The 22,828-nt window shown below is 60.0% G+C and carries 27 protein-coding genes; 20 read left to right on the plus strand and 7 right to left on the minus strand.

Annotation, left to right across the window (positions count from 1 at the left end):
• The first annotated feature begins 7 nt into the window (after positions 1-7).
• The 3 genes from recO to IE127_RS17855 all read left to right on the plus strand — a co-directional run bounded on the left by recO (position 8) and on the right by IE127_RS17855 (position 3,364).
• Complete coding sequence (recO, locus tag IE127_RS17845) at positions 8-715, plus strand: DNA repair protein RecO (protein WP_189427137.1); 708 nt, start codon at positions 8-10, stop codon at positions 713-715.
• Between the two features lie 79 nt (positions 716-794).
• Positions 795-3,044, plus strand: coding sequence for a DNA topoisomerase IV subunit A (gene parC / locus IE127_RS17850; RefSeq protein ID WP_189427138.1), 2,250 nt, complete (start codon positions 795-797; stop codon positions 3,042-3,044).
• An 11-nt stretch (positions 3,045-3,055) separates the two neighbouring features.
• Positions 3,056-3,364 carry a Dabb family protein gene (locus tag IE127_RS17855; RefSeq protein ID WP_189427139.1) on the plus strand — a complete coding sequence of 103 codons (309 nt, stop codon included), beginning with the start codon at positions 3,056-3,058 and terminating at the stop codon, positions 3,362-3,364.
• Positions 3,365-3,418: 54 nt separating this feature from the next.
• Here IE127_RS17855 and IE127_RS17860 read toward each other — a convergent pair whose 3' ends face one another.
• The 3 genes from IE127_RS17860 to hemB form a co-directional block, all read right to left on the minus strand.
• On the minus strand, positions 3,419-4,141 hold the full coding sequence (locus IE127_RS17860) for an arginyltransferase (RefSeq protein ID WP_189427140.1): 723 nt from the start codon (positions 4,139-4,141) through the stop codon (positions 3,419-3,421).
• Positions 4,142-4,199: 58 nt separating this feature from the next.
• Positions 4,200-4,694 (minus strand): RDD family protein, encoded by a 495-nt coding sequence (locus IE127_RS17865; RefSeq protein ID WP_189427141.1) that lies wholly within the window; start codon positions 4,692-4,694, stop codon positions 4,200-4,202.
• 78 nt (positions 4,695-4,772) lie between these two features.
• Positions 4,773-5,786: a porphobilinogen synthase gene (hemB, locus tag IE127_RS17870; protein WP_189427142.1), complete on the minus strand. Its 1,014-nt coding sequence runs from the start codon at positions 5,784-5,786 to the stop codon at positions 4,773-4,775.
• Between the two features lie 107 nt (positions 5,787-5,893).
• Between hemB and IE127_RS17875 the strand changes: the two genes are divergently transcribed.
• From IE127_RS17875 to IE127_RS17890, 4 genes are all read left to right on the plus strand, one after another.
• Positions 5,894-6,280: a DUF6163 family protein gene (locus IE127_RS17875; protein ID WP_189427143.1), complete on the plus strand. Its 387-nt coding sequence runs from the start codon at positions 5,894-5,896 to the stop codon at positions 6,278-6,280.
• A gap of 182 nt (positions 6,281-6,462) precedes the next feature.
• Positions 6,463-6,972: a transcriptional regulator LdtR gene (ldtR, locus tag IE127_RS17880; RefSeq protein WP_189427144.1), complete on the plus strand. Its 510-nt coding sequence runs from the start codon at positions 6,463-6,465 to the stop codon at positions 6,970-6,972.
• Positions 6,973-7,235: 263 nt separating this feature from the next.
• Positions 7,236-8,480 carry a L,D-transpeptidase family protein gene (locus IE127_RS17885; protein WP_189427145.1) on the plus strand — a complete coding sequence of 415 codons (1,245 nt, stop codon included), beginning with the start codon at positions 7,236-7,238 and terminating at the stop codon, positions 8,478-8,480.
• Between the two features lie 20 nt (positions 8,481-8,500).
• Positions 8,501-8,716: a DUF6898 family protein gene (locus IE127_RS17890; RefSeq protein ID WP_189427146.1), complete on the plus strand. Its 216-nt coding sequence runs from the start codon at positions 8,501-8,503 to the stop codon at positions 8,714-8,716.
• 21 nt (positions 8,717-8,737) lie between these two features.
• On the opposite strand, the gene IE127_RS17895 is transcribed toward IE127_RS17890, so the two are convergent.
• Complete coding sequence (locus IE127_RS17895) at positions 8,738-9,193, minus strand: BA14K family protein (protein ID WP_189427147.1); 456 nt, start codon at positions 9,191-9,193, stop codon at positions 8,738-8,740.
• A gap of 147 nt (positions 9,194-9,340) precedes the next feature.
• Between IE127_RS17895 and IE127_RS17900 the strand changes: the two genes are divergently transcribed.
• From IE127_RS17900 to IE127_RS17920, 5 genes are all read left to right on the plus strand, one after another.
• Complete coding sequence (locus tag IE127_RS17900; RefSeq protein ID WP_189427148.1) at positions 9,341-9,715, plus strand: VOC family protein; 375 nt, start codon at positions 9,341-9,343, stop codon at positions 9,713-9,715.
• A 133-nt stretch (positions 9,716-9,848) separates the two neighbouring features.
• Positions 9,849-11,153, plus strand: a complete 1,305-nt coding sequence (glyA, locus tag IE127_RS17905) for a serine hydroxymethyltransferase (RefSeq protein ID WP_189427149.1) — start codon at positions 9,849-9,851, stop codon at positions 11,151-11,153.
• Between the two features lie 3 nt (positions 11,154-11,156).
• Positions 11,157-11,636, plus strand: coding sequence for a transcriptional regulator NrdR (gene nrdR, locus IE127_RS17910; protein ID WP_189427150.1), 480 nt, complete (start codon positions 11,157-11,159; stop codon positions 11,634-11,636).
• 130 nt (positions 11,637-11,766) lie between these two features.
• Positions 11,767-12,246, plus strand: a complete 480-nt coding sequence (gene nusB, locus IE127_RS17915; RefSeq protein ID WP_189427151.1) for a transcription antitermination factor NusB — start codon at positions 11,767-11,769, stop codon at positions 12,244-12,246.
• 59 nt (positions 12,247-12,305) lie between these two features.
• Entirely contained in the window at positions 12,306-13,529 is a 1,224-nt protein-coding gene (locus IE127_RS17920; RefSeq protein ID WP_189427152.1) for an MFS transporter, read from the plus strand.
• Here the strand turns inward: IE127_RS17920 and IE127_RS17925 are convergent.
• Positions 13,526-13,981 (minus strand): outer membrane protein assembly factor BamE, encoded by a 456-nt coding sequence (locus IE127_RS17925; RefSeq protein ID WP_189427153.1) that lies wholly within the window; start codon positions 13,979-13,981, stop codon positions 13,526-13,528. The two genes, IE127_RS17920 and IE127_RS17925, sit on opposite strands and share 4 nt — an antisense overlap.
• A gap of 164 nt (positions 13,982-14,145) precedes the next feature.
• Here IE127_RS17925 and IE127_RS17930 point away from each other — a divergent pair, with 164 nt between their 5' ends.
• The 6 genes from IE127_RS17930 to IE127_RS17955 all read left to right on the plus strand — a co-directional run bounded on the left by IE127_RS17930 (position 14,146) and on the right by IE127_RS17955 (position 18,362).
• Positions 14,146-14,679, plus strand: coding sequence for a ubiquinol-cytochrome C chaperone family protein (locus IE127_RS17930; protein WP_189427154.1), 534 nt, complete (start codon positions 14,146-14,148; stop codon positions 14,677-14,679).
• On the plus strand, positions 14,679-15,218 hold the full coding sequence (locus IE127_RS17935) for a YceD family protein (RefSeq protein WP_189427155.1): 540 nt from the start codon (positions 14,679-14,681) through the stop codon (positions 15,216-15,218). Before IE127_RS17930 ends, IE127_RS17935 begins: the two co-directional genes overlap by 1 nt.
• Before the next feature lie 109 nt (positions 15,219-15,327).
• Positions 15,328-16,410: a phosphate acyltransferase PlsX gene (gene plsX, locus IE127_RS17940; RefSeq protein ID WP_189427156.1), complete on the plus strand. Its 1,083-nt coding sequence runs from the start codon at positions 15,328-15,330 to the stop codon at positions 16,408-16,410.
• A complete protein-coding gene (locus IE127_RS17945) occupies positions 16,407-17,384 on the plus strand; it encodes a beta-ketoacyl-ACP synthase III (protein WP_189427157.1) in 978 nt (325 codons plus the stop codon). Before plsX ends, IE127_RS17945 begins: the two co-directional genes overlap by 4 nt.
• A 182-nt stretch (positions 17,385-17,566) precedes the next feature.
• On the plus strand, positions 17,567-17,878 hold the full coding sequence (locus IE127_RS17950; RefSeq protein WP_189427158.1) for an integration host factor subunit alpha: 312 nt from the start codon (positions 17,567-17,569) through the stop codon (positions 17,876-17,878).
• Between the two features lie 22 nt (positions 17,879-17,900).
• Positions 17,901-18,362, plus strand: a complete 462-nt coding sequence (locus IE127_RS17955) for a MerR family transcriptional regulator (protein WP_189427159.1) — start codon at positions 17,901-17,903, stop codon at positions 18,360-18,362.
• A gap of 19 nt (positions 18,363-18,381) precedes the next feature.
• Here the strand turns inward: IE127_RS17955 and IE127_RS17960 are convergent, their stop codons facing one another.
• On the minus strand, positions 18,382-19,932 hold the full coding sequence (locus IE127_RS17960; protein ID WP_189427160.1) for an MDR family MFS transporter: 1,551 nt from the start codon (positions 19,930-19,932) through the stop codon (positions 18,382-18,384).
• A 101-nt stretch (positions 19,933-20,033) separates the two neighbouring features.
• On the opposite strand from IE127_RS17960, the gene IE127_RS17965 reads away from it, so the two are divergent.
• Together IE127_RS17965 and iolG are read left to right on the plus strand one after the other, a co-directional pair.
• Positions 20,034-20,594 (plus strand): MarR family winged helix-turn-helix transcriptional regulator, encoded by a 561-nt coding sequence (locus IE127_RS17965; protein ID WP_189427161.1) that lies wholly within the window; start codon positions 20,034-20,036, stop codon positions 20,592-20,594.
• A gap of 91 nt (positions 20,595-20,685) precedes the next feature.
• Positions 20,686-21,723 (plus strand): inositol 2-dehydrogenase, encoded by a 1,038-nt coding sequence (gene iolG, locus IE127_RS17970; RefSeq protein ID WP_189427162.1) that lies wholly within the window; start codon positions 20,686-20,688, stop codon positions 21,721-21,723.
• Here iolG and IE127_RS17975 read toward each other — a convergent pair.
• Entirely contained in the window at positions 21,720-22,766 is a 1,047-nt protein-coding gene (locus IE127_RS17975) for a LacI family DNA-binding transcriptional regulator (protein WP_189427163.1), read from the minus strand. The two genes, iolG and IE127_RS17975, sit on opposite strands and share 4 nt — an antisense overlap.
• Between the last annotated feature and the right edge of the window lie 62 nt (positions 22,767-22,828).

Genomic DNA, 22,828 nt, shown 5'->3' on the forward strand with positions numbered 1-22,828 from the left:
CTGAGCGATGGAGTGGACTGGCGAAGGCCTTCTGATCGGTGTGCGTCGCCACGGCGAGACAAGCGTTATCGCCGAAGCCATGGTTGTCGGACGCGGGCGCTGGCTGGGCCTCGTGCGCGGTGGTCGCTCGCGAAAGCTCACGGCAACGCTACAGCCGGGCAACAGCGTGCAGCTGGTCTGGCGCGCACGGCTTGAGGATCATCTCGGGGCTTTCGCTGTCGAATTGCTGCAAGCCCGCGCGTCTGCCCTGTTTGCCGACCGTAACCGGCTCTACCTCAGCCAGCTCCTCTGTGATCATCTGCACCTGCTGCCGGAGCGCGATCCACACGATCGGCTCCTTGCCCATGCCCTGCGGCTTCTCGATGGCGAGATCGACGCTGCCGATGTTGCCCGGTTCGAGCTGATGCTGCTGGACGAACTGGGGTTTGGGTTGGACCTCACGCATTGCGCGGCGACGGGGCGCACCAGCAATCTCACCCATGTCTCCCCAAAATCCGGCAGGGCGGTTTCACAAGAGGCTGCCGAGCCGTATAAGGATAAGCTCTTGCCGCTGCCGGAGCTTTTGTTTGGCACAGCGCCGGCTGACGATGAAGCGCTGCGTCAGGCGTTCGCGCTCACCGGGTTTTTTCTCGATCGTCACGTATGGGGTGCCCGCAACATCGATCCGCCGCCCACCCGTGACGCGCTGGTTGATCAGCTTGTGCAGTCTGCCTGACGGAACGCCCGGAAATTCTGGCATTTGTGCCGGAAGCCCTATACTCCGTTCCTGATTCGTCTACATCCCGGAGCCACGTATGTCCGATACCGACCTGCTACCGCCCGACGGTGAAGACAATGGGTATGTCGATCTGCGCGCCGCGCTCGAAGAGCGCTATCTTAGCTACGCGCTTTCGACCATCACCCAGCGTGCACTGCCGGATGCGCGGGACGGGCTGAAGCCTGTTCACCGCCGCATCATTCACGCCATGCGCCTGCTGCGGCTCGACCCTAACCAGGGGTACAAGAAGTCTGCCCGTATCGTCGGCGACGTGATCGGTAAGTTTCACCCGCACGGTGACCAGTCGATCTACGATGCGCTGGTGCGTCTGGCGCAGGATTTCGCGCAGCGCTACCCGCTCGTCGATGGTCAGGGCAATTTCGGCAATATCGATGGCGATAGCCCGGCGGCCATGCGCTACACCGAAAGCCGCATGACCGATGTGGCGACGCGTCTGCTCGAAGGCATCGGCGAAGACGCCATCGACTTCAAGGCGACCTATGACGGCGAAGACGAAGAGCCCGTCGTCCTGCCGGCGAACTTCCCGAACCTGCTCGCCAACGGCTCCACCGGCATCGCGGTCGGCATGGCGACGTCCATTCCGCCGCACAACGTCGCCGAACTGTGCGAGGCCGCAACGCATCTGATCCACAACCCGGATGCGACGGCTGAAGAACTGATGCGATTTGTACCGGGGCCGGACTTTCCCACCGGCGGCATCATGGTGGAAAGCTCCAGCTCGATCGCCAATGCATATGCGACCGGTCGCGGCTCGTTCCGCGTTCGCTCCAAATGGCATGTCGAGGAAACGGGCAGGGGCCTCTACATCATCGTCGTCACGGAAATCCCGTACGGCGTTCAGAAATCGCGGCTGGTCGAAAAGATTGCCGAACTGCTGCTGGCGCGCAAACTGCCCCTGTTGAAAGACGTGCGCGACGAAAGCGCGGACGATATCCGTCTCGTTCTCGAACCGCGCGCCCGTACCGTCGATGCCGTCATCCTGATGGAGCAGCTGTTCAAGGTGTCGGAACTGGAGTCCCGGTTTCCTCTGAACCTGAATGTCCTCGACAAAGGCATGGTGCCGAAGGTGATGAGCCTCGGCCAGGCCTTGAAGGCCTGGCTTGAACATCGCAAGCAGGTTCTCGTTCGTCGCAGCCAGTACCGTCTCGGCCAGATCGAGCACCGGCTCGAGGTTCTGGCCGGCTACATCGTCGCGTTCCTCAACCTCGATGAGGTCATTCGCATCATTCGCGAGGAAGACGATGCCAAGGCGTCGTTGATGGCGACGTTCGAGCTGACTGACGTTCAGGCCGAAGCGATCCTCAACATGCGCCTCCGCTCTTTGCGCAAGCTGGAAGAGCTGGAGCTGCGCAAGGAACATGACGCTCTCAGTGCAGAGAAGAAGCAGGTCGAAGGCTTGCTGGCGTCTGAGAAGCGGCAATGGGGCGCGATCTCAACCGAGATTGCCGAGATCCAGAAAGCCTATGGCAAGGACACGCCGCTCGGGGCACGGCGCACTGAATTCGCCGAAGCGCCGACGACAGACCTCGCAGCGCTCGAGACCGCCTTTATCGAGCGTGAGCCAATCACCGTCATCCTGTCTGAGAAGGGCTGGATCCGTGCCGTTAAGGGCCACACCGCCGAGGTGGACGAGAAGGGCTTCAAGGCGGGCGACAAGCTCAAGCTTTTTGTTCAGGCTGAAACCACCGACAAGCTGCTGTTGCTGACGACAGGCGGCAAGGTATTCACGCTCGCAGGTGACAGGTTGCCCGGCGGCCGGGGGCAGGGGGAACCCGTACGGCTTATGGTCGACATCGAGGAAGGCCAGGAAGTGGTCGAGCTCTTCGTGCACAAACCTGGGACGACGCGGCTGATCGTTTCCTCCAGCGGCAACGGCTTCCTGGTCGCCGAAAACGACATGGTCGCGAATACCCGCAAGGGCAAGCAGGTGTTGAACGTCAAGGCACCCGACGAGGCGCGCCTTCTCGTACCAGCCGAGGGCGACCGGGTCGCGGTGATCGGACAGAACCGCAAGCTTTTGATTTTCCCGGCCAGTCAACTCGTCACCATGGCACGGGGCAAGGGCGTCCGGCTTCAGCGCTACAAGGATGGTGGCATCTCGGACATCAAGATGTTCTATGCTGCCGATGGCCTTTCCTGGACCGACAGTTCCGGCCGGACGCACCAGCGTCCGATGGAAGACCTGCACGGCTGGCTGGGCGATCGTGCGGCCGCCGGCCGGCAGCCGCCCAGCGGGTTCCCGCGTAACAACAAGTTCGGAAGCTAGGAGCTCGGCACATGATCCGTCATTGCGTGTTCGTCAAATTCAGACCCGATATTACCTCGGAAGAGCGCCAGTCGATCTTCCGTCAGCTGGCGGATCTCCGGGAAACGGTCGATGGAATCGTAGCCGTGCATTTCGGCGCGAACGTGTCGCCCGAAGGGCTCGCTAAAGGTTTCGCGCACGGTTTCATCATGGATTTTGCCTCAGCGGAGGCGCGTGACGCTTACCTTGTCCACCCGGATCACAAGGCAGCGGGCGGACGACTGGTCGCGGCCCTTGAAGGTGGACGCGACGGCCTCATGGTCTTCGATATGGAGATCTAAGTTTGTTCGAAAAATCAAAGCTCTGAGCGTTTGGCCGGATTCTTATTCAGAACCTTAGGTGAGCGGTATCCAGCCCAGCGAACCCTTTTGAACTTCCAATGGCTGAAAGCTGCGCTTGTACGCCATCTTCGGTGAATTCTCGACCCAATAGCCGAGATAGACATATTTCAGCCCCGCCGAGCGCACCTGCGAAATATGATCGAGGATCAGGTGGTTGCCGAGCCCGCGCTTGCGCTGTTCGGGATCGAAGAAGCTGTAGACCATCGACAGCCCGTCCGGCATCACGTCGGTCAGTGCAACGGCAACCAGCTCTTCGGTTTCTCGTTGCCGATACTCCACCACTACCGAATGCACCGGGGTGTCCTCGACCATATATTCATAGTCGAGGTGGCTCATCTGGGTCATGCCGCCGCCATCGTGACGTGCCGCCAGATAGCGTTTGAAGAGCTCATACTGCTCGGGAGTTGCCGTAGGCGGCTTCACATCGGCGCGGATGTCGGCATTTGTCCGTAATACGCGCCTGAATCGCGACGAGGGCTCGAAATCATCGGCGACGATCCGCACGGATTGGCACGCGGAGCACCCTTCGCAGGCCGGCCGGTAAATCAGGTTTTGGCTGCGCCGAAAGCCATTGTCGCTCAGCAATTGGTGCAGGCCTGCGGCGCGTTTGCCGTGCAGGTGCGTAAACAGCTTTCTTTCCTGCCGATCTGGCAGGTAAGGGCACGGCATCGCCGCCGTCAGGAAAAGCTGTGTGTTCTCGGGAGAATGTTCGATCATTCAGCACCCTGTGCCGACAGATCCGTGAGTGTAGCGCGGCTTTGTAGTGCCTGCAATCTTACTGATCCTGGAAACGGCGCCAATGCGCTTCCATCGGCGAGCGACGCAGCATCAATGTGCCGGTCAGCAGGTCGTGGATCATCTGGCGGCGCGGCGTGAAAAGCGCGAACAGCAGCGAAATCGGCCAGGAAATCCAGAATGTCACGTAAAAGATCAATGCATGCAGGAACGCCATCGCCCCATCGAGCCGCGTTCCGCGCGTCGGCGTCAGCACCAGGTCCATCATCCGCATGCCCCAGGTGGCCCGCTGCGGGGAGCCGAGCGTGAAGGTGTAGTAAGCGATCAGCGCCAGCGGCACCACCACAATCAGCCCGAGCCATGCCAGCCCGAAGGTGAAAAAGCCGAGGATAAGTGAAACGAACCCGAATACCACCGTCAGCAATGCGATGGGAACAAGGTCGATCAGATAGGCAACGACGCGCCGCGTCAGTACCCCTTCAAAAAGTTGGGGCGCCGTTGTCGGATCAGGAAGCTGAGGTGTTGCGGAAGTCATGGTTGCCTGCGTCATGACGTAGAGATCGGATGGCGATCAAGAGATTGCAAGAGCTTGATACGGCGAGCCAGCTCTAATTCAATCAAGCAGGTCGCGCGCGACTTCAAGCGCGAAGTAACTCAAGATTCCGTTGCACCCCGCACGCTTGAACGCATGCAGGCTTTCGAGAATTGCCGGCTCGCGCGCGATCGCCCCGGCCTGCGCTGCGAACTCGATCATCGCGAACTCGCCGCTCACCTGATAGGCGTAAATCGGCACGTTAAACGTGTCCTTGGTGCGCCGGATCACGTCGAGATATGGTAGCCCCGGCTTGATCATGACCGAATCCGCGCCTTCCTCGAGGTCCTGCGCGATTTCGCGCAATGCTTCATCCGAATTGGCAAAGTCCATCTGATAGGTGCGCTTGTCTCCCACGAGGCGCGAGCCGGAGCCGACGGCCTCTCGGAAGGGCCCATAATAGCACGAGGCATATTTGGCCGCGTATGACATGATCTGGCGGTCCTCGAAGCCTTCCGCGTCGAGAGCCTGCCGTATGGCAGCCACGCGGCCATCCATCATGTCCGAGGGTGCAATGATGTCGGCACCAGCCTTCGCCTGCACCAGTGCCGAGCGTATCATCACCTCGATCGTTTCATCGTTGAGAATGACCCCTTCTCTCACAAGCCCGTCCTGGCCGTTCGCCGAATACTCGTCGAGCGCCACATCCGCGATCAGTCCGATATCCGGCACCGCTGATTTGATAGCGGAAAGCGCGCGACACATCAGATTGTCGGGGTTGTAAGCTTCCGCGGCATCTTCGCTACGCTTGTCATCGGGCGTGTTGGGAAACAACGCCAAGGCAGGAATGCCCGCATCACGTGCCGCGCGCGCTGCCTCGACAGCAAGATCGATGCTCAGCCGCTCGACATTCGGCATGGTCTTGATCGGCGTGCGCGCGTTTTGTCCTTCGATGATGAACAGCGGCCAGATCAGGTCGGCCGGCGTCAGCGTCGTCTCGCGCACCATGGCGCGACTCCAGGCGCTGGCGCGGCTGCGGCGCAGTCGGCGACCCTCGAGAAAGGACATGTCGTGACGTTGCCAGGTGCTGCTCATCATTGGTCTCCGCTCGTGTGCCTGCCTGTCTAGCCGCGTGCGGGGCACGAGGAAAGAGGTGGAAATGCCGCCTTGTCGCTCGCCTTGGTTGCCGCTAGGAAACGGCGATGGAATTCATCGCCCCTTATATCGGACGCTATGTCCGCGCGATCGCGCTGATCAGCCTGCTCTTGGGACTGAACGATGCGGCGCGTCTGTTGGGCGTCTACAATTCCTCCAACAGCCCCATCCTGATGATGGGTGTCGATGCCTTCGTGCTCCTGGCAATTTTTGCCGTCTCTCGGCTGTTCGCCGCCGTCGGCTTGTGGATCGGCGCCAGCTGGGGCGCGGTCCTTCTGGTCGGTGCGACCAGCGCCGAACTGGTTCTTTATATCGTCGGATCCGAGGTTCAGATGAGCCTGTTCGGGTTCGTGCTGCGCCTGTTTCTCCTCGCCAGCATCATTGGCGTATTCATGCTCGGTTTGCGTACGAAACGCGCCGAAGCGGGCGACTGAGGGTTCGTAACGGGCTGTTTAGGTTACAACTTTATGTCCAGGTGTAACCAATCATAAAGCCAATTTCCCGAACTTTTTCAGTAAGATAGTTTTAAGTGTGCCGTTTAAGCCTACCTTATCGGGCGTGGGGTAGTTTGAGCACATGAGACGCGGAAAACGCGCAGAACCACAGTGAGGCAGAAATGGCAATCAAATCCAACGCAGCAGAGGTGCAGCAGACCGAAGCCCCCGCTCGGCTAAAGCCTGCTTACCTCGAAGCCGTCTCCCGCGTGGAACGGCTCCACCGCCGCCTACTCGACCTGATCAAGGACGAGTTTGACCGTATGGGGTGGGACGATATCAATCCGGTTCAGGCATTGTTGATGTTCAACATCGGCGACTCTGAGCTGACAGCCGGTGAGTTGCGCTCGCGCGGCTACTACCTTGGCTCGAATGTGTCGTACAACCTCAAGAAGCTTGTCGAGACCGGCTACATCTTCCAGGAGCGTTCGCGCACCGATCGTCGCTCGGTTCGCATCCGCCTGACTCCGAAGGGTGAGGAAGTGGCTGAGGTGATTGACGAACTCTATGATCGTCACCTGAAGTCGATCGATAAGGTCGGCGGTCTCGGAGACGAAGAGTTTGAGGGTCTGAACAAGTCGCTGGCACGTCTCGAGCGTTTCTGGGTCGATCAGATTCTCTACAAGCTCTAGAACCGAGCCTGAAGGTAGCCGTATTGGATTGGTGTTGCGCGGCGGTCACAGAGTGACGCCGCTCGCCGCCATCTGGGCCGAGGGACCATATTTGCGCCGCAAACTGGCGCAATTTGGCATGGTAGTGCTTTGGCAACCATTCTCCGGCAGTGTGTAGATGCTGCTTAACAGAGCTTCACAGCTGGTTGAGCAACATTGTGAGCCCACCGGGCTGGTGCTAGGCAATCACCCAATCCTCATGCGCGGCACTTCAGGTTACTCAAATGCGGTTGAATAGACGTACGCTGCTTCGGTCCATGGCGCTTCTGGGGGCTTCGGCCGCCATTCCGGCCCGGGCTCAGGAATCTATCTGGGACATGTTTGCGCGCAACCGCGTGTTGCGCGAGGCGGATACGGAAGGGGCAAGCCAGGCGGCGCGTCAGCTGATTGCGACGCCCGAGCCGATCCTGTCCTACGATACAGCTCAGAATCTGCAGTTCGCCATTTCGCAGTATGAGCCGTTCGTTGCCGCCGGTGGCTGGGAAGAGATTCCCCGCGAAGTTTATGGTCTGCGCCTTGGTCATGATCGCAAGGGCGGTGTGGCCCTCAAGCGGCGCCTGATGTCATCAGCTGACATGCCTTATCAAGAGCGTGTGAATGAGATGATCGATGAGCAGACGGATGCCGCCATCCGCCTGTTCCAAGCTCGTCATGGCCTTCAGTTGACGGGTGAAGTCGATGAAGCGACATTCTACGCCATGGCTGTGCCGGCCGGCACGCGCCTGCAGCAGCTTTATCTTAACCTGCAGCGCGTCAATAACATGGCGCCAAATCTGTCAGATCGTTACGTCAACGTGAACATCCCCGCAGCGACGATCGAAGCGGTGGAAGGTGGCATGGTCGTCCAGCGGCACATTGCCGTCGTCGGCCGCGTTGATCGCGCCACGCCAATCTTGGAAAGCAAGATCCACCAGATCAACTTCAACCCATACTGGCACGTCCCGACGTCGATCATTCGCAAGGACCTTATTCCCTACATGAATAAGGATCCGCAGTACCTCACGAACAACCGCATCCATATCTTCGACGGCAACGGCAACGAAATTCTGCCGACTCAGATCAACTGGCAGACCGAGGAAGCGGTGAATTACCTCTTCCGTCAGGAGCCTGGTGCGGAAAACTCCATGGGGCACGTGAAGATCAACTTCCATAACCCCCACAACGTCTATCTGCACGACACGCCCAGCAAGGCGCTGTTCGGCGAGAATGCACGTTTCCATTCGTCGGGCTGTGTCCGCGTGGAAGGCGTTCAGGATCTGGTCGCCTGGCTGCTGCGCGATAACGGTTGGGATCCGACGCGGGTGTCCGGCATGTTCAGCAGCGCAGAGCGCCTCGACGTGTCGATCAACAATCCGGTGCCGATCCACACCACCTACATCACAGCGTGGGCGAACCGGAACGGTACTGTCAGTTTCCGCGACGACGTTTACAATTTCGACTCTCAGGGTAGGGTAGCTTTCGAGGCTTAAGGATCGAGCCGGAGGCAGAGATGGGCGAAATCCTCTACGAATTCGCCCAGCTGGGCCAGCAAATGCGTGTATCGGCGATAGATACCGAAACCAACGTCGAAGTCGTAATTCTGGCGCCGGTGACGGCAACGCGCCTTCAGATGCAAAACGTTGCCGGAGCCAAGCTGCGCCGCACTCTCGAAAAAAGATCACAAAACCAAACGGCCGCTACCAAAAGTAGCGGCCGATATGCGTGATTCTAGCAGGGTTTAGCCCGACTATAGCCGGCAGGGATGACGAATGCCGTCATATCCCAGATACGTATCAGTCTCGACATCGTACGACCGATAGCGATCATAGCAGGCGCGAATATGTGCGTTGCTGCGTGAGCCGCGGTCGAGATAGATCACGTCGTTGTCGCGCTGCGAGTTGGCGATTGCGCCGCCGATGATCGCACCGAACGTAAACCCGAATAGCCCGGAAGCAATGTTGTCGAGATCATTGTTGTGGCGGCGATAAAATCGATCATAATCACGCCGATCCCATCGGCCACTACGATAATCGCGGCAGTCTTCGAGATTGCTGTGGCGACTGCAGAAAGTCGTTACGACGCGGTCACGTTCGTCTGGCTTGGCCTGCACCAGGGAAGACTGTGCCGAGGCCGGCACAATTGCGCTGATCGATACCAGGCCGCATAAAGCGGCTGCACAAATGCTCTTGGAAAACGCTTTCATTGCTCAATGCTCCTTGCGCTGCCCCCGCAACCGAAGCTTCGGTCATGCGCCTTAAACTGCGCAACCGGCCCGGCGGTTGCGCAGTACGATCACCTTGTCGCTCGGGATTGTCTTGACGAGGTCCGCCACCTGCTCAACAGTACATAGATGAGTTACAAGCCCGCCGGATATTCCGATCTTTCAGCGTACTTGCTGGTCAAGAACGCGGAAGAGGTGCTGACATTCTGTGAAACCGTTTTTGAAGCAACACGACTTAGGGTCTTTCCCGACGGCAAAGGCGGCATCATGCATGCCGAGTGCCGGATCGGGGATACCGTCTTGATGATGGGCGAGGCCGAAGGCCCGCCTGCGATGTTGCACCTTTATGTTGATGATCCGGATGCCGCGTTCGATCGCGCCATTGCGGCAGGCGCCGAGGTGCTACAGCCCATGCTTGAAAAAGGCGATGGGGACAGGCGGGGCGGTGTTCGCGCCCCGGATGGCACGCAATGGTTCATCTCGAGGCAAATTGCGGACGACTAGACGCCGCTCGCTGAACACTGGTCACTGACTTGCGACGTATTGGGCGCTTGGCCCGATGCTGTGCACATGCTAGAGCCTGCGCCCGGATCACCCTTCAGCCACCATATATCGGGCCAGCCCGAGGAGACCGCCAATGAGCGCAGCTGCTTCTGTTCCGCTGTTTCCGCGCTTTTTCAGCGATACGCTAGCGCAGACCGACCCTGAGATCGCCGACGCCATCAAGAAGGAACTCGGTCGCCAGCAGCATGAGATCGAACTCATCGCATCCGAGAATATCGTCTCGCGCGCTGTTCTTGAAGCACAGGGCTCGGTGCTCACCAACAAGTACGCAGAAGGGTATCCGGGCAAGCGCTACTATGGTGGATGCCAGTACGTCGATATCGCTGAAAACTTGGCGATTGACCGCGCGAAGGAACTGTTCGGCGCGCAGTTTGCCAATGTCCAGCCGAACTCCGGCAGCCAGATGAACCAGGCGGTATTCCTCGCCCTGTTGCAGCCCGGCGATACCTTCATGGGGCTCGATCTCAACTCCGGCGGACACCTGACGCACGGCTCACCTGTGAACATGAGCGGCAAGTGGTTCAATGTTGTGTCTTACGGCGTTCGTGAAGACGACCATCTCGTCGATCTCGACGAAGTCGAGCGCAAAGCCCACGAACACAAGCCAAAGCTGATCCTTGCCGGTGGCACCGCCTATTCGCGCATCTGGGATTGGAAGCGCTTCCGTGAGATCGCCGATTCGATTGGCGCCTATCTCATGGTCGACATGGCGCACATCGCAGGTCTGGTGGCTGGGGGCGTGCATCCATCGCCAGTGCCGCATGCGCACGTCACAACCACCACGACGCACAAATCACTTCGTGGACCGCGTGGCGGCTTGATCCTGACCAATGACGAGGACATCGCGAAAAAAGTCAATTCGGCGGTGTTCCCGGGGCTTCAGGGTGGCCCGCTCATGCACGTTATTGCCGCCAAGGCGGTTGCGTTCAAGGAAGCGCTGCAGCCCGAGTTCAAGAGCTATGCCGCGCAGATCGTTGCCAACGCCCGTGCCCTTGCGGCGAGCCTGACGGAGAACGGTCTCGATGTTGTCTCCGGCGGCACCGACAACCACTCGATGCTGGTCGATCTGCGCAAGAAGAACGCGACCGGCAAGCGGGCCGAGCAGGCCCTCGGCCGTGCATGGATCACCTGCAACAAGAACAGCATTCCGTTTGATCCGGAAAAGCCGTTCGTCACCTCCGGTGTCCGTCTCGGCACGCCCGCAGGCACTACACGTGGCTTCGGCGAGGCCGAATACCGCCAGATCGGTGAGCTGATCGTCGAGGTGCTCGATGGTCTGCGCGAAGCCAATACTGACGAAAGCAATGCGGCAGTCGAGGCTGCGGTGCGCGCAAAGGTTCAGGACCTGACCGACCGCTTCCCGATCTACGCGGACTAAAGCATGCGCTGTCCCTATTGCGGAAACGACGACACGCAGGTCAAGGACAGCCGTCCCACCGAAGACTCCGGCGCCATCAGGCGCCGGCGTGTCTGCAATGCGTGTGGTGGCCGGTTCACCACCTTCGAGCGCGTGCAGCTGCGCGACATGACTGTCGTCAAAAAGTCGGGTCGGAAAGTGCCGTTTGATCGCGAGAAGCTGTCGCGCTCCGTATTCACAGCCCTGCGCAAGCGTTCCGTTGATCCGGAACGGGTGGAGCGCATGATTTCCGGTATCGTGCGTCAGCTCGAAAGCCTCGGCGACACGGAAATCACCTCGGACCAGATCGGCACCTTCGTCATGGAAGGGCTGAAGAGCCTGGATGATGTGGCATTCGTACGGTTCGCCTCGGTGTACAAGAACTTTTCGTCTGCCGACGATTTCCGGTCATTCCTCGCGGAACTCGGGCCCGGTGAGAACGACTTGCGCGACCAGCACCACTGAGTTGTCTTTTTGACGGTTGAAACTGCCGGGTCAGGCCTTTATTGGAGGCGACCTGCGGAGTTCGTCGGCCCAACAGCTGTGCTTTGTCGAGCCCCGGCCTTCAATAAAGCCACCACTACTCGGAGCCCGCATGTCCGGTCCGTCCAAACGCGATCCTGAATCAGCGCCCGTTGCCAACCAGCGCGGTGTGGCGCGCCTTGCCGCCGTTCAGGCGCTCTACCAGATGGACGTGGGCCGGATTACCCTCGAGGAGACATTGAGCCAGTTCGGCATGTATCGGCTCGGACAGGATATCGAGGGCGACGAGTATCTGCCCGCGGATGAAGACTATTTCCGCCAGATCGTGAGAGGCGTCATCAAGCACCAGCTCGATATTGACCCCGCGGTCAATCGATCGCTTGATGCCGATTGGCCGGTCAATCGTGTAGACGCCACAATCCGCGCCATCTTGCGCGCTGCCACATACGAGATGCTCAAGCGCCAGGATGTGCCGCCGCGCGTAGTGATCTCCGAATATGTCGATATCACCAAGGCTTTCCACGAGGATGATGCGGCAGGCCTGGTCAACGCCTCGCTCGATGCCATAGGCCGGCGCGCCAACATCTTCTGACAGCGGCACTGGCGCCAATGAGGCAGCGGTGACAGAGTTCCGGTTCCCGGAGATCCCTCATGACCACCGAAGCAGCCCAGTCTCATTCCACCCGAAACATCGCGCTATTGTCGATCGCGCAGGCTATCGGCGGTTCGAATCAAGCAATCGTCATGTCGATCGCAGCGCTCACGGCTGCTGCTATGTCGCCCGACCAGGGCCTCGCGACCTTGCCGGTGACGATGATGATCATCGGCCTCGCGCTCGGCACCGGGCCGGCGGCGTTTCTGATCCACCGTCTGGGCCGCAAGAATGGCTTCATGCTGGCGGGTGCCGTGGCAATCCCGGCAGGCATACTTGCCTCTGTTGCGGTGATCATATCGAGCTTCATTCTGTTTTGCGGCGCGCTCTTCATCGCTGGCGGCGCGGCTGCTTTCTTTCAGCAGGTCCGGTTCGCCGCGGCCGATAGCGTCGAGCCGGCGCTGAAGGGCAGGGCCGTCTCGTGGGTCATGTTCGGAGGCGTTGCCGCCGGGTTCTTCGGGCCGCAGCTCAGCAATTTGTCGCGCGATTGGATACCGGGAGCACCCTTCGCCGCCGGCTATCTGGTGATCGCCGCCTTGGCGGCACTTTCGATTCTGGTGTTCTCGCAAACCCGTCTGGCACCGACCCATAAGCCTCTTGCCGGAGCGCCGTCCGGACGCAAGGCAAAACAGCTGTTGCGGGCGCCGGAGGTCTTCGTGCCGATGGTGGTTGCCGCCATCACCTACTCACTGATGACCCTCGTCATGGTGGCGGCCCCGCTGGCTATGGTCTATGTCTGCGGGCACCCCGCCAGCGCGGCGAGCGGCGCCATTCAATGGCACATTATCGCAATGTTCGCGCCAAGCTTTGTGACGGGCATGATCATCAACCGGATCGGGGCAGAACTCACCGCCGCAATCGGCCTCACTCTGATCATCGGCTGCGCGCTTGCGGCGCTGCACGGCATCACCATCGATCACTTCAATCTGGCGCTGGTGCTGCTCGGCGTCGGCTGGAATTTCGGCTTCATCGGGGCCACGACCCTGCTGACTGCCAGCTATAGGCCGGAAGAAGCCGCGCGGGTTCAGGGCATGAACGAGCAGTTGGTGTTCGGCAGTATGGCCGTGGCCTCGATCGGCTCAGGCGTATTGCTGCGGACCATTGGCTGGGAGTCGATCAACGCTCTGGCGATTCCGTTCGCCAGCATCGGCATCGCGCTACTCGGCTGGCTGCACATCCGGCGCCTGCATGGCGCCGAAATGCGAAGCGAAGAACGTGGCTAGAGGCCGACCGAGGAGAGGATCGATTCGATGAAGGTGCGGTCCTCGCCATAGGATGGCGTACGCTGGCCTTCCATCGTGATCACGCGGCCATCTTCAAGGCTGTATGTGGCCTTGTCGGTAACGCGGTTGTCGGCACCAAAATACACCGCCAGCACCGTGCGCGACTGGATGGTCTCAAGGCCGAACGAGGTACTCTGCAGCTTGGTCTGCACATAGTACCAGGCACTCTGGTTGCCGAAGGTGTTGGTCGTCTGCGGCGAACCAAGCACCGTACGCACCAGCTCCTGGCTCTGGCCCGGACGAACCTGGGCGAGGGCGCTGTCTGAAATCTCATATCCCTGCGTGCGCGAGGTCACCAGGCTGTTGCTGGCGGTGCACCCGGCGAGCACCGTGACGCTGGCAAATGCGGCCGCTATGAAAACGGTGCGGCGGGAGACGGTGGGCAGGTGCATGATTTGACTTTCCCGATGGCTCTCGACTATAGGCGTTGAACTAAGGCAGCAGTCTTTTGAGAAGTTCGGCCGGCGGAATGTGTAGCGGCCAACATTGCGAAAGGCAAGGCGAGCGGAGCCATGTCCCCCAAGGTCTGCCGACTGCAAGAGCGCAGAGCATTTTGATGTTTCAATCCTTGTTTCGCAGGGGATCAGGTTCTGATTCCGTTTACGCGGCCTACACTGCCATTGTGGCGCAATCCCGTCAGCCGGTGTTCTACGCCGAATGGGGCGTCCCCGACACGGTGACCGGCCGCTTCGACATGATCAGCCTCCATATGGCGATGCTGTTTCGGCGCCTGCGTGGCGGCAGTGAGCAGCAGCGCAATTTCAGCCAGGCTGTGTTCGACCTGTTCTTCAAGGACATGGATCGCTCGCTGCGCGAGATGGGCGTAACAGATATGGGCGTGCCGAAGAAGATCCAGAAAATGGGCAATATCTTCTTCGGCTTGCTGGCAGCGCTCAATGAGGCTCTGGACGCCGGAGAAGAGGCGGCTCTTGTCGATGTGCTGAGGCGCAATATCTACGATGAGGACGATGATGCCGACGGCCAAAAGGCGATACTGCTGGCCCAGTACCTGGCTCGCCAGGACCAGCTGCTGGCACAGCAGGACACGAAGAGCATCGTGGCCGGAACCATGCAATTCGAGAGCGTGTGATGACCAAAACAACAATCGAGATGTTCCCGGATGCGGTCGTCCGGCTCGACCGCGTGCCGATTGACGGTCGGCGTGTCGAGTTTACTGCCGACTCCGAGGCTCTCGCGCAATTGACCGAGCGGCTGAAAGTGCAATCGGTCGAGGCCTTATCAGCCACGCTGACGGCAAAACGTCTTCGTGGCGGGCTTCAGGTCGTGGGGCAGGTGTCCGCAGCCATCACTCAGGCCTGTGTCGTTACACTCGACCCGGTGACCCAGCGGATTGATGAGACGGTCGATCGTGTGTTCCTTCCCGCAAGCCAGAAACCGAAGGAGCCGGAGCCCGGTACCGAAACCTTCGTCGACTTGGAAGGGGATGATCCTCCGGACTATATCGAGGGAAACGAAGTCGACCTTACAGAACTCGTCATCGAAACAGTGGCACTCGCAGTCGATCCCTACCCGCGCGCCGAAGGCGTTAGCGTCGAGGATGTCATTGAAACCGATGCGCCGGCTGAAGAGTCGCCGTTCGCAAAACTCAAGCAATTGAAAAGCAAGTGAATTTTTCAAGACATTCAGCGCCTCCCGGTTGCTCCGCAAGGGCTTGCACCGGGTCCACTATTGGCTATGGTGAATGCGGCCCGTTGTTCTCGGGCCGAAGTGGGCGGACATGACCGACACAATACGCATATCTGTTGACGCCATGGGCGGCGATAACGGTCCACGTATCGCACTTCATGGCGCGCAGTTGTCGCTGCGAGAACGCCGCAACACCAGCTATATCTTCCATGGCCGCGAGGAAGTCCTGAAGCCGTTGCTCGAGGAGTTCCCTGACCTCAAGGCTGTCTCTACCATTCGCCATTCCGAAACGGTCATCGCGATGGACGACAAACCGAGCCAGGCGCTACGCAAGGGCCGCGGAAACTCGTCCATGTGGGCGGCGCTGCAGTCCGTCAAGGATGGCGAGGCCGACGTTGCCATTTCGGGTGGCAATACCGGGGCTCTCATGGCAATGGCGACGTTCTGCCTGCGTCCGATCGAAGGCGTCTCGCGTCCGGGCATCGCGGCAATCTGGCCGACCTTGCGCTCCGATATCATTGTACTCGATGTTGGTGCCACCATCGGTGCCGATGCCCGCCAGCTTGTCGATTTCTCCATTCTCGGGGCTGCTCTGGCCCGGGCGCTGTTTGACCAGCAGCAGCCCAGCGTCGGGCTGCTCAATGTCGGCACCGAGGAAGTGAAGGGGCTCGATGAAGTACGTGAGGCCGCGCGCTACCTCTCGGAGGCCAGTGGCGCCGGTTTTAGGTATCACGGGTTCGTCGAAGGCGACGATCTCGGCAAGGGTACAGTTGACGTGGTGGTCACCGAAGGCTTCACCGGCAATATCGCGCTCAAGACTGCAGAGGGCACGGCGCGGCAAGTGGGGACCTATCTGCGCAACGCACTCAAGGCCAACTTCATGTCGCGGGTCGGCGCGCTGTTCGCCAGCAGCGCCCTCAATGCCCTCCGCCGCAAGATGGATCCTCGCTCGGTGAATGGCGGTGTGTTTCTCGGACTCAATGGCATCGTCATCAAGTCTCACGGCGGCACCGACGAAGTCGGCTACAAGAGCGCTGTGGGCCTTGCCTACGAGATGGCTCGGAGCCGGCTGATCGACAAGATCGATGAAGGGCTCAAGCGTTTTCCAATCAAACCCGCCGACAGCACTGCCGAAGACGGGAAAGCCAGTAAACCGGAGGCCAACCCGGCGTGACCAGAACGCGATCAATTGTCCGCGGCATAGGCGGCTATCTGCCCGAAAAAGTGCTGACAAACGCGGATCTCGCCAAGCTCGTCGATACATCCGACGAGTGGATTGTGCAGCGCACCGGTATCCGGCAGAGGCATATTGCGGCGGAGGGCGAGTTTACCTCTGATCTTGCCGTTTCGGCCGCCAGGAAAGCGCTGGCGCACGCTGGGCTTGATGCTGGGGATATCGATCTCGTCATCGTCGCGACAACCACGCCGGATTACACCTTTCCCGCAACTGCAGCCCTCGTACAGAACAAGCTCGGGATCACCCGCGGCATGGCATTCGACCTGCAGGCGGTTTGTTCCGGATTCGTCTATGCGGTGGCGACAGCTGACAGCTACCTCAAGAATGGGCTGGCGAACCGGGCGCTGGTCATCGGCGCCGAAACCTTCTCGCGCCTGCTCGACTGGACCGACCGCGCAACATGCGTTCTGTTTGGCGATGGCGCGGGCGCTGCAATCCTTGAACGGGTAGACTTGGCCGATGACGCGCCGGAGCGTGGTGTTCTGGCCTCGTCCCTGCGCTCGGATGGGCAGCATTGGCAAAAGCTTTATGTCGACGGAGGTCCGTCATCGACGCTTGGCGTAGGCCATGTGCGCATGGAGGGGCGGGAGGTGTTTCGCCATGCCGTCGGCATGATTACCGACGTTGTCCACAGCACACTGGAACAATCGGGTCATCAGGTCGAAGATCTCGATTGGTTCGTGCCGCACCAGGCCAATAAGCGCATCATCGACGGCGTCGGCCATAAACTCGGGCTTTCTGCCGATAAGGTCGTCGCAACAGTCGATCAGCACGCCAATACCTCTGCCGCATCAGTTCCGCTCGCGCTGTCGACCGCGGTCGAAGACGGCAGAATCAAACCGGGGCAGCTTGTTATGCTTGAGGCAATGGGCGGCGGTTTTACCTGGGGCGCATCGCTGATCCGCTGGTGACAGTGAATGTGCTGGATTGACCTCTAGTATTTCAGAGGTCTACAGTTTTTCGGGTTGAGGAGGCAGGCGTCGGGGCCGTGAAGAACCGACCTCGAGCATGATCGTGCCAGTTCTACTCGGACATACGGTTGCCGGTGGCGCCCGTTCCGGAAAATAGCCTTGAGGCGTACACGGAGGTGCGGATGACTCGGAAGACGGTTACTCGGGCGGATTTGGCTGAGGCAGTTTATGGGACTGTCGGACTGTCGCGCACCGAATCGGCGGAGCTCGTTGAGCGCGTGCTGGACATGATCACCGACGCGCTTGTCGAAGGCGAGAACGTCAAGCTGTCATCGTTTGGATCGTTCCAGGTCCGTTCGAAAAACGAGCGGATCGGCCGCAATCCCAAGACGGGCGAAGAGGTGCCGATCCTGCCGAGGCAGGTTCTTGTGTTCAAACCAAGCAACGTGTTGAAATCCCGGATCAACAAATCTATGATCGCCCCTGTCAAATAAGGCTTTTTTGCTGGGGTGAGTGGTGGACAAGTCGCCCGACGCCTTTCGAACGATCTCGGAAGCGGCCGAAGAACTGGATCTGCCGCAGCACGTGCTCCGTTTCTGGGAGACGCGCTTTTCAACGATCAAGCCGCTGAAGCGCGGCGGTGGTCGGCGCTACTACAGGCCGGACGACGTGATGCTCCTGAAGGGCATTCGTCACCTGCTTTATGACAAGGGCTTCACCATCAAGGGCGTGCAGAAAATCCTGAAGGATCAGGGGCCGCGCTACGTCGTGTCGATGGCCGAGGGCAAACCACTTGAAGAAATCCTGCCGGAAATAGAAAGCGCTCAGAACGCCAGCGACGCGGCTGTCATCGAGGATGCCAAGCTCGGCGTAGGCGCTGCCGGCGGCCTCGACCAGGATGCGCGTGACAAGCTGTCCGATGTCCTCAAGGATCTGCTCGAATGCAAGCGGATGCTCGAGCGCGCTCGCGAAACCTGACGCTTAACTTACCTGCCGCTTACTCTGCGGCAGGCTGCAGCTGTGCGCTGTCTTCACCTGCCTCTTTGGAGCCCAGCTTCACGTTGGGCAGGAACAGCGCGGCGACAAACCCGACTGCAAACAGCAACGCTCCGAAGTGGAACAGATCGGCGAACGCAAGCGTGAATCCGGTCACCACTTCGCCAGCCGCTTGTGCCGGTAGGATGGCGATCGCTGCTGGTGTCATATCGTTCATCGTGCCGGGCATGACGCTTGCGGTCGCCTCGGACAGGCCATTGCCCACCCGGGTCAAAGCCGCCGTCAGCAGCCCGCCATTCGCGGCGAGACCAAGCGACGCGCCGATCATGCGCGCCAGCGTGATGGTGCCGGTCGCCGCACCAACGTCGCGGTGCGGGGCGGCTGCCTGAACCGCCACCATCAGCGTCTGCATCTGCAGTCCGATGGAAAACGAAAAGAAGAACATCATCACGCAGATCATCCACAGCGGTGTCGTCGATTGCACCTGCGTGAAGGCCATCAGAACCACGACGCCGATTGCCATCGCAGCCACCGGGAACATTTTGTACCGCCCCGTGCGCGCAACCAAGTAGCCCGAGCCAATGGAAGCGACCAGTGAGCCAATTGCCGAAGGCACGAACAGTAGCCCTGCCATTGCAGGCTCAAGACCTGTCACCGTTTGCAGGAACAGAGCGAAATAGTTGAGCATCCCGAGCGTCGCCACGCCCGAGATCACCGAGATCGACAAGGCGAGTGTGATCGTGCGGGTCGAGAACAACCTGAGTGGGACGATAGGCTCCTCAGCGCGGCGCTCGACAAGGATGAAGCCCACAATCGCGACCAGGGCGATCACCGGCAGGATATAGGGCACAATGCCCCCGTAGCCGCTACCAAGCGCTTCTTCGGCCCAGAACACGGTTGTCGTGACGGCAAGCGCCAGCAGCAGGCCGCCAGGCACGTCGATCGTTGGCTGCCGCCCGGTTTCGAATCGCGGCATGACCAGCGCCAGCGCCAAGATCACCCCGACGCCGATCGGCAGGTTGATGAGGAAGATGTATTCCCATCCCGCCGTCTGGCTGATCAGCCCACCTGCAACAGGGCCGATCAGGCTCGAAAGCGTGAACACGGCCGCAGCATAGCCCTGGTATTTGGCGCGCTCGCGCGGCTCGAACAGATCCGCCAGAATGCCAAAGGCCGAGGTCATCAGCCCGCCGCCGCCAAGCCCTTGTAGCACCCTGGCTGCAATCAGGCTCTCCATCGACCAGGCCATGCCGCAGGCCAGCGACCCGAGTGTGAAGATGGTGATCGCCGTAATGAACACCGGCTTGCGGCCGAACAGATCCCCGAGCTTGCCGTAGAACGGCGTCACCGACGCAGTCGCCAGCAGGTATGCGGCACCCACCCAGCCGAACAGCTCGAGTTTGCCAAGATCGGCTGCGATCGTGGGCAGAGCAGTCGCGACGATCTGCATGTCGAGCGCTGCCATGAACATACCGACCAGCACCGCAAAGTAGATGGTCATCCTTCGCCGTGTGCTCATTTGCGGTCGGGCGTCGGCTGTGGTCGCAGACATAGGGCTCTCCTGGACAAGCGGCGTATTTCTGTGCCGTTGTCAAACATATGTCAATGACATACACACTCGGCGTGATATTGGAACTTCAACGATCGTGTCAGATGGCCAAGCCAGTCTCCACCGAAACGTCGCTTCACCATAAGCAGCTGCAATTCCTGCAGCAGGAGGGAATGTCATCGGCTTCTGCACAGGCAACGATCGTTATCGACCGCATTATGCAGGACCTTCGAAAGTCGATAGCTCGGCGCGAGCTCGGCCGGATGATTATCGAGCAACTTGACCTCGATATCGAAGCATCGGCTCTCGACATTCTGTTTCTGGTCGAAGGCAAACCCGAACTCGATGAGGTCACTGTCGGCACGGTGGCGGAGCGATTGGGGGTAGACCCCTCTCGTGCCAGCAGGTTGGTGGCCGATGCCGTGTCGCGCGGCGTTCTCAAGCGGGTTGCGTCACAGGCTGATGCGCGCAGGATTTGCCTTGAGTTGACCGATAAGGGCGCGGATTACGCCCGGCGCTTTAGAACCCACAAGCTGAAGCTGTTTGCGGAGGCGCTAGGCGGCTGGTCGGAGGCAGATCTTGTTCAGTTCTCGGCACTGTTTGAGCGCTTCAGCCAATGGGTTTCAGAAGCGCGAACCCGCAATCTTTCAGGGCCAGGCAATTAGCCGTCGAATTGTGCCGATTGCCCATTGATTGCGTCGGCTTGCGCCGATTAAGTCCGCACACAAAACCGCACTCACAATTGGAGTAATTTGCATGAGCATTCGTTTCGGCCTGCTTGGCGCAGGGCGCATCGGTAAGGTTCACGCCCGCGCTGTCTCGTCCAACAGCAGAGCGCAGCTCGTCGCCGTTGCCGACGCTTTCGAGCAAGCGGCGTCTGATCTCGCCGGACAATATGGCTGCGAAGTGCGGAGCATTGATGCCATCGAGTCCGCTGCCGATATCGATGCCGTTATCATCTGCACGCCCACCGACACACATGCCGACCTGATCGAACGTTTCGCGCGCGCCGGCAAGGCGATCTTCTGCGAAAAGCCGATCGATCTCATCATCGAACGCGTCGAAGCTTGCCTGAAGGTTGTGGATGCGGAAGCGGCGACATTGATGGTCGGGTTCAACCGTCGCTTCGATCCGCACTTCATGGCGCTGAAATCCGTCATCGAGCGCGGCGAGATCGGTGCGGTCGAGATGGTGCAGATCGTCTCGCGTGACCCCGGCGCGCCCCCGGTCGACTACATCAAGCGCTCCGGCGGCATCTTCCGCGACATGACCATTCATGATTTCGACATGGCCCGGTTTCTCCTTGGCGAGGCTGTCGAGACCGTCACGGCGCACGCTTCCAACCTCGTCGACAAGGCAATCGGCGAGGCCGGCGATTTCGATAGCGCCAGCATCATTCTGACCACCGCCAGTGGTCGGCATGCCTCAATTTCCAACTCGCGCCGCGCCACCTATGGGTATGATCAGCGCATCGAGGTGCACGGCGCCAAGGGGGCCGTCTCCGCAGAAAATCAGCGTCCGGTGTCCATTGAGATCGCAACAGCCGACGGTTACACGCGCCCGCCGTTGCATGATTTCTTCATGACCCGCTACACCGAAGCATATGCCAACGAAATCAGCGCATTCGTTGATGCGGTTGAATCAAAATCTCTACCGACGCCGAGCGGCCTCGACGGCATGTTGGCGCTCGCACTCGCCGAAGCCGCGCTCAAGTCCGTCAAGGAGCAGCGTGCCGTAAAGATCTCGGAGGTCACCGGCGCCCTCGCAACGCGTGACGTGTTTCAGGGCCGCTAGCGCTCCGCCTCCTGCGTGCCGACGCTGGCCACCGAGCCACGTATCATCAGTTCGCCTGACAGCGCGACGTGGCGCTGTTGGGCTTCCGGGTGTTCGAGGCGGGCAATGATCGTCGCAGCGATCGCTTCCGCCAATCTCGGAACCGGTTGCGCTACGGCAGTGATGCCTGGCCGATGCAGGGCGAACAGTTCGACGTCATCGAAACTCGCCAGCGAAATGTCCCAGCCTATTGTCAGGCCATTATCGCGAAGCCAGCGTAGAACACCGACTGTCATATTGTAGTTGGCGCTGAAAACTGCTGTTGGCGGGGCCTCGAGCGCCATCAAGCGAGAGACGGCGAAATAGCCGCCTTCTTCAGTCCAATCGCCATTGCAGATGTACTCGGCGACCGTGGGTACGTTGTGCGCAGCCAATGCGCTTTTGTATCCGGCGAGGCGATCGCGTGCCACGGACCGGTGCAGGGGGCCATGAACGGTAGCAATTCTCCTGTGGCCGGCAGCAATTATCTGCTCCACCAGCAGGGCGCTTGATGCACGATTGTCGACCAGCACTCTGTCCGCAACAATACCGGGCAGATCGTTGTCGAACAGGATTACGGGTACGTTGTCAGGAAGCTGCTCCTTGGCCGCCTCCCAAAGCTGTTCATTGCCATCCATCACCACGGCGTCGACGCGATGGTTTGCAAAAAAATCCAGGCCGTCAGCAAACGATCGCGCGTCCTGCTCGTGCCGATAAAGCAGTACCGTCCTGCCACGCAATCGCAGCAATCGTATGAGATCATCAATCAGCCGCGCATGCACTTGGCCAAGCGAAGGAACCATGAGGCCGACAAACTGCGACTTGTTCGACTTCATTGAGGCAGCAGCAGCATTGCGGCGATAGCCCAGCGCCGCAATCGCGTCGGCGATCATGCGGCGGTTGCTTTCGCGCATAGGCCGGTCATTGAGGTATCTCGAAACCGTACCAAGCGCGACGCCAGCGTGCTCCGCAACGTCGACTATTGTGACCGGGCGGCGTCCGCGAGGCTTTCCTTCAGGCTCCACCCTACCTCCGGAAACTCTGTCTTGTTGACATCGTTGTCATGTATGCACGCTTTTGGCGGTCA

This window comes from Devosia pacifica, from assembly GCF_014652635.1.
Taxonomy (GTDB): domain Bacteria; phylum Pseudomonadota; class Alphaproteobacteria; order Rhizobiales; family Devosiaceae; genus Devosia; species Devosia pacifica.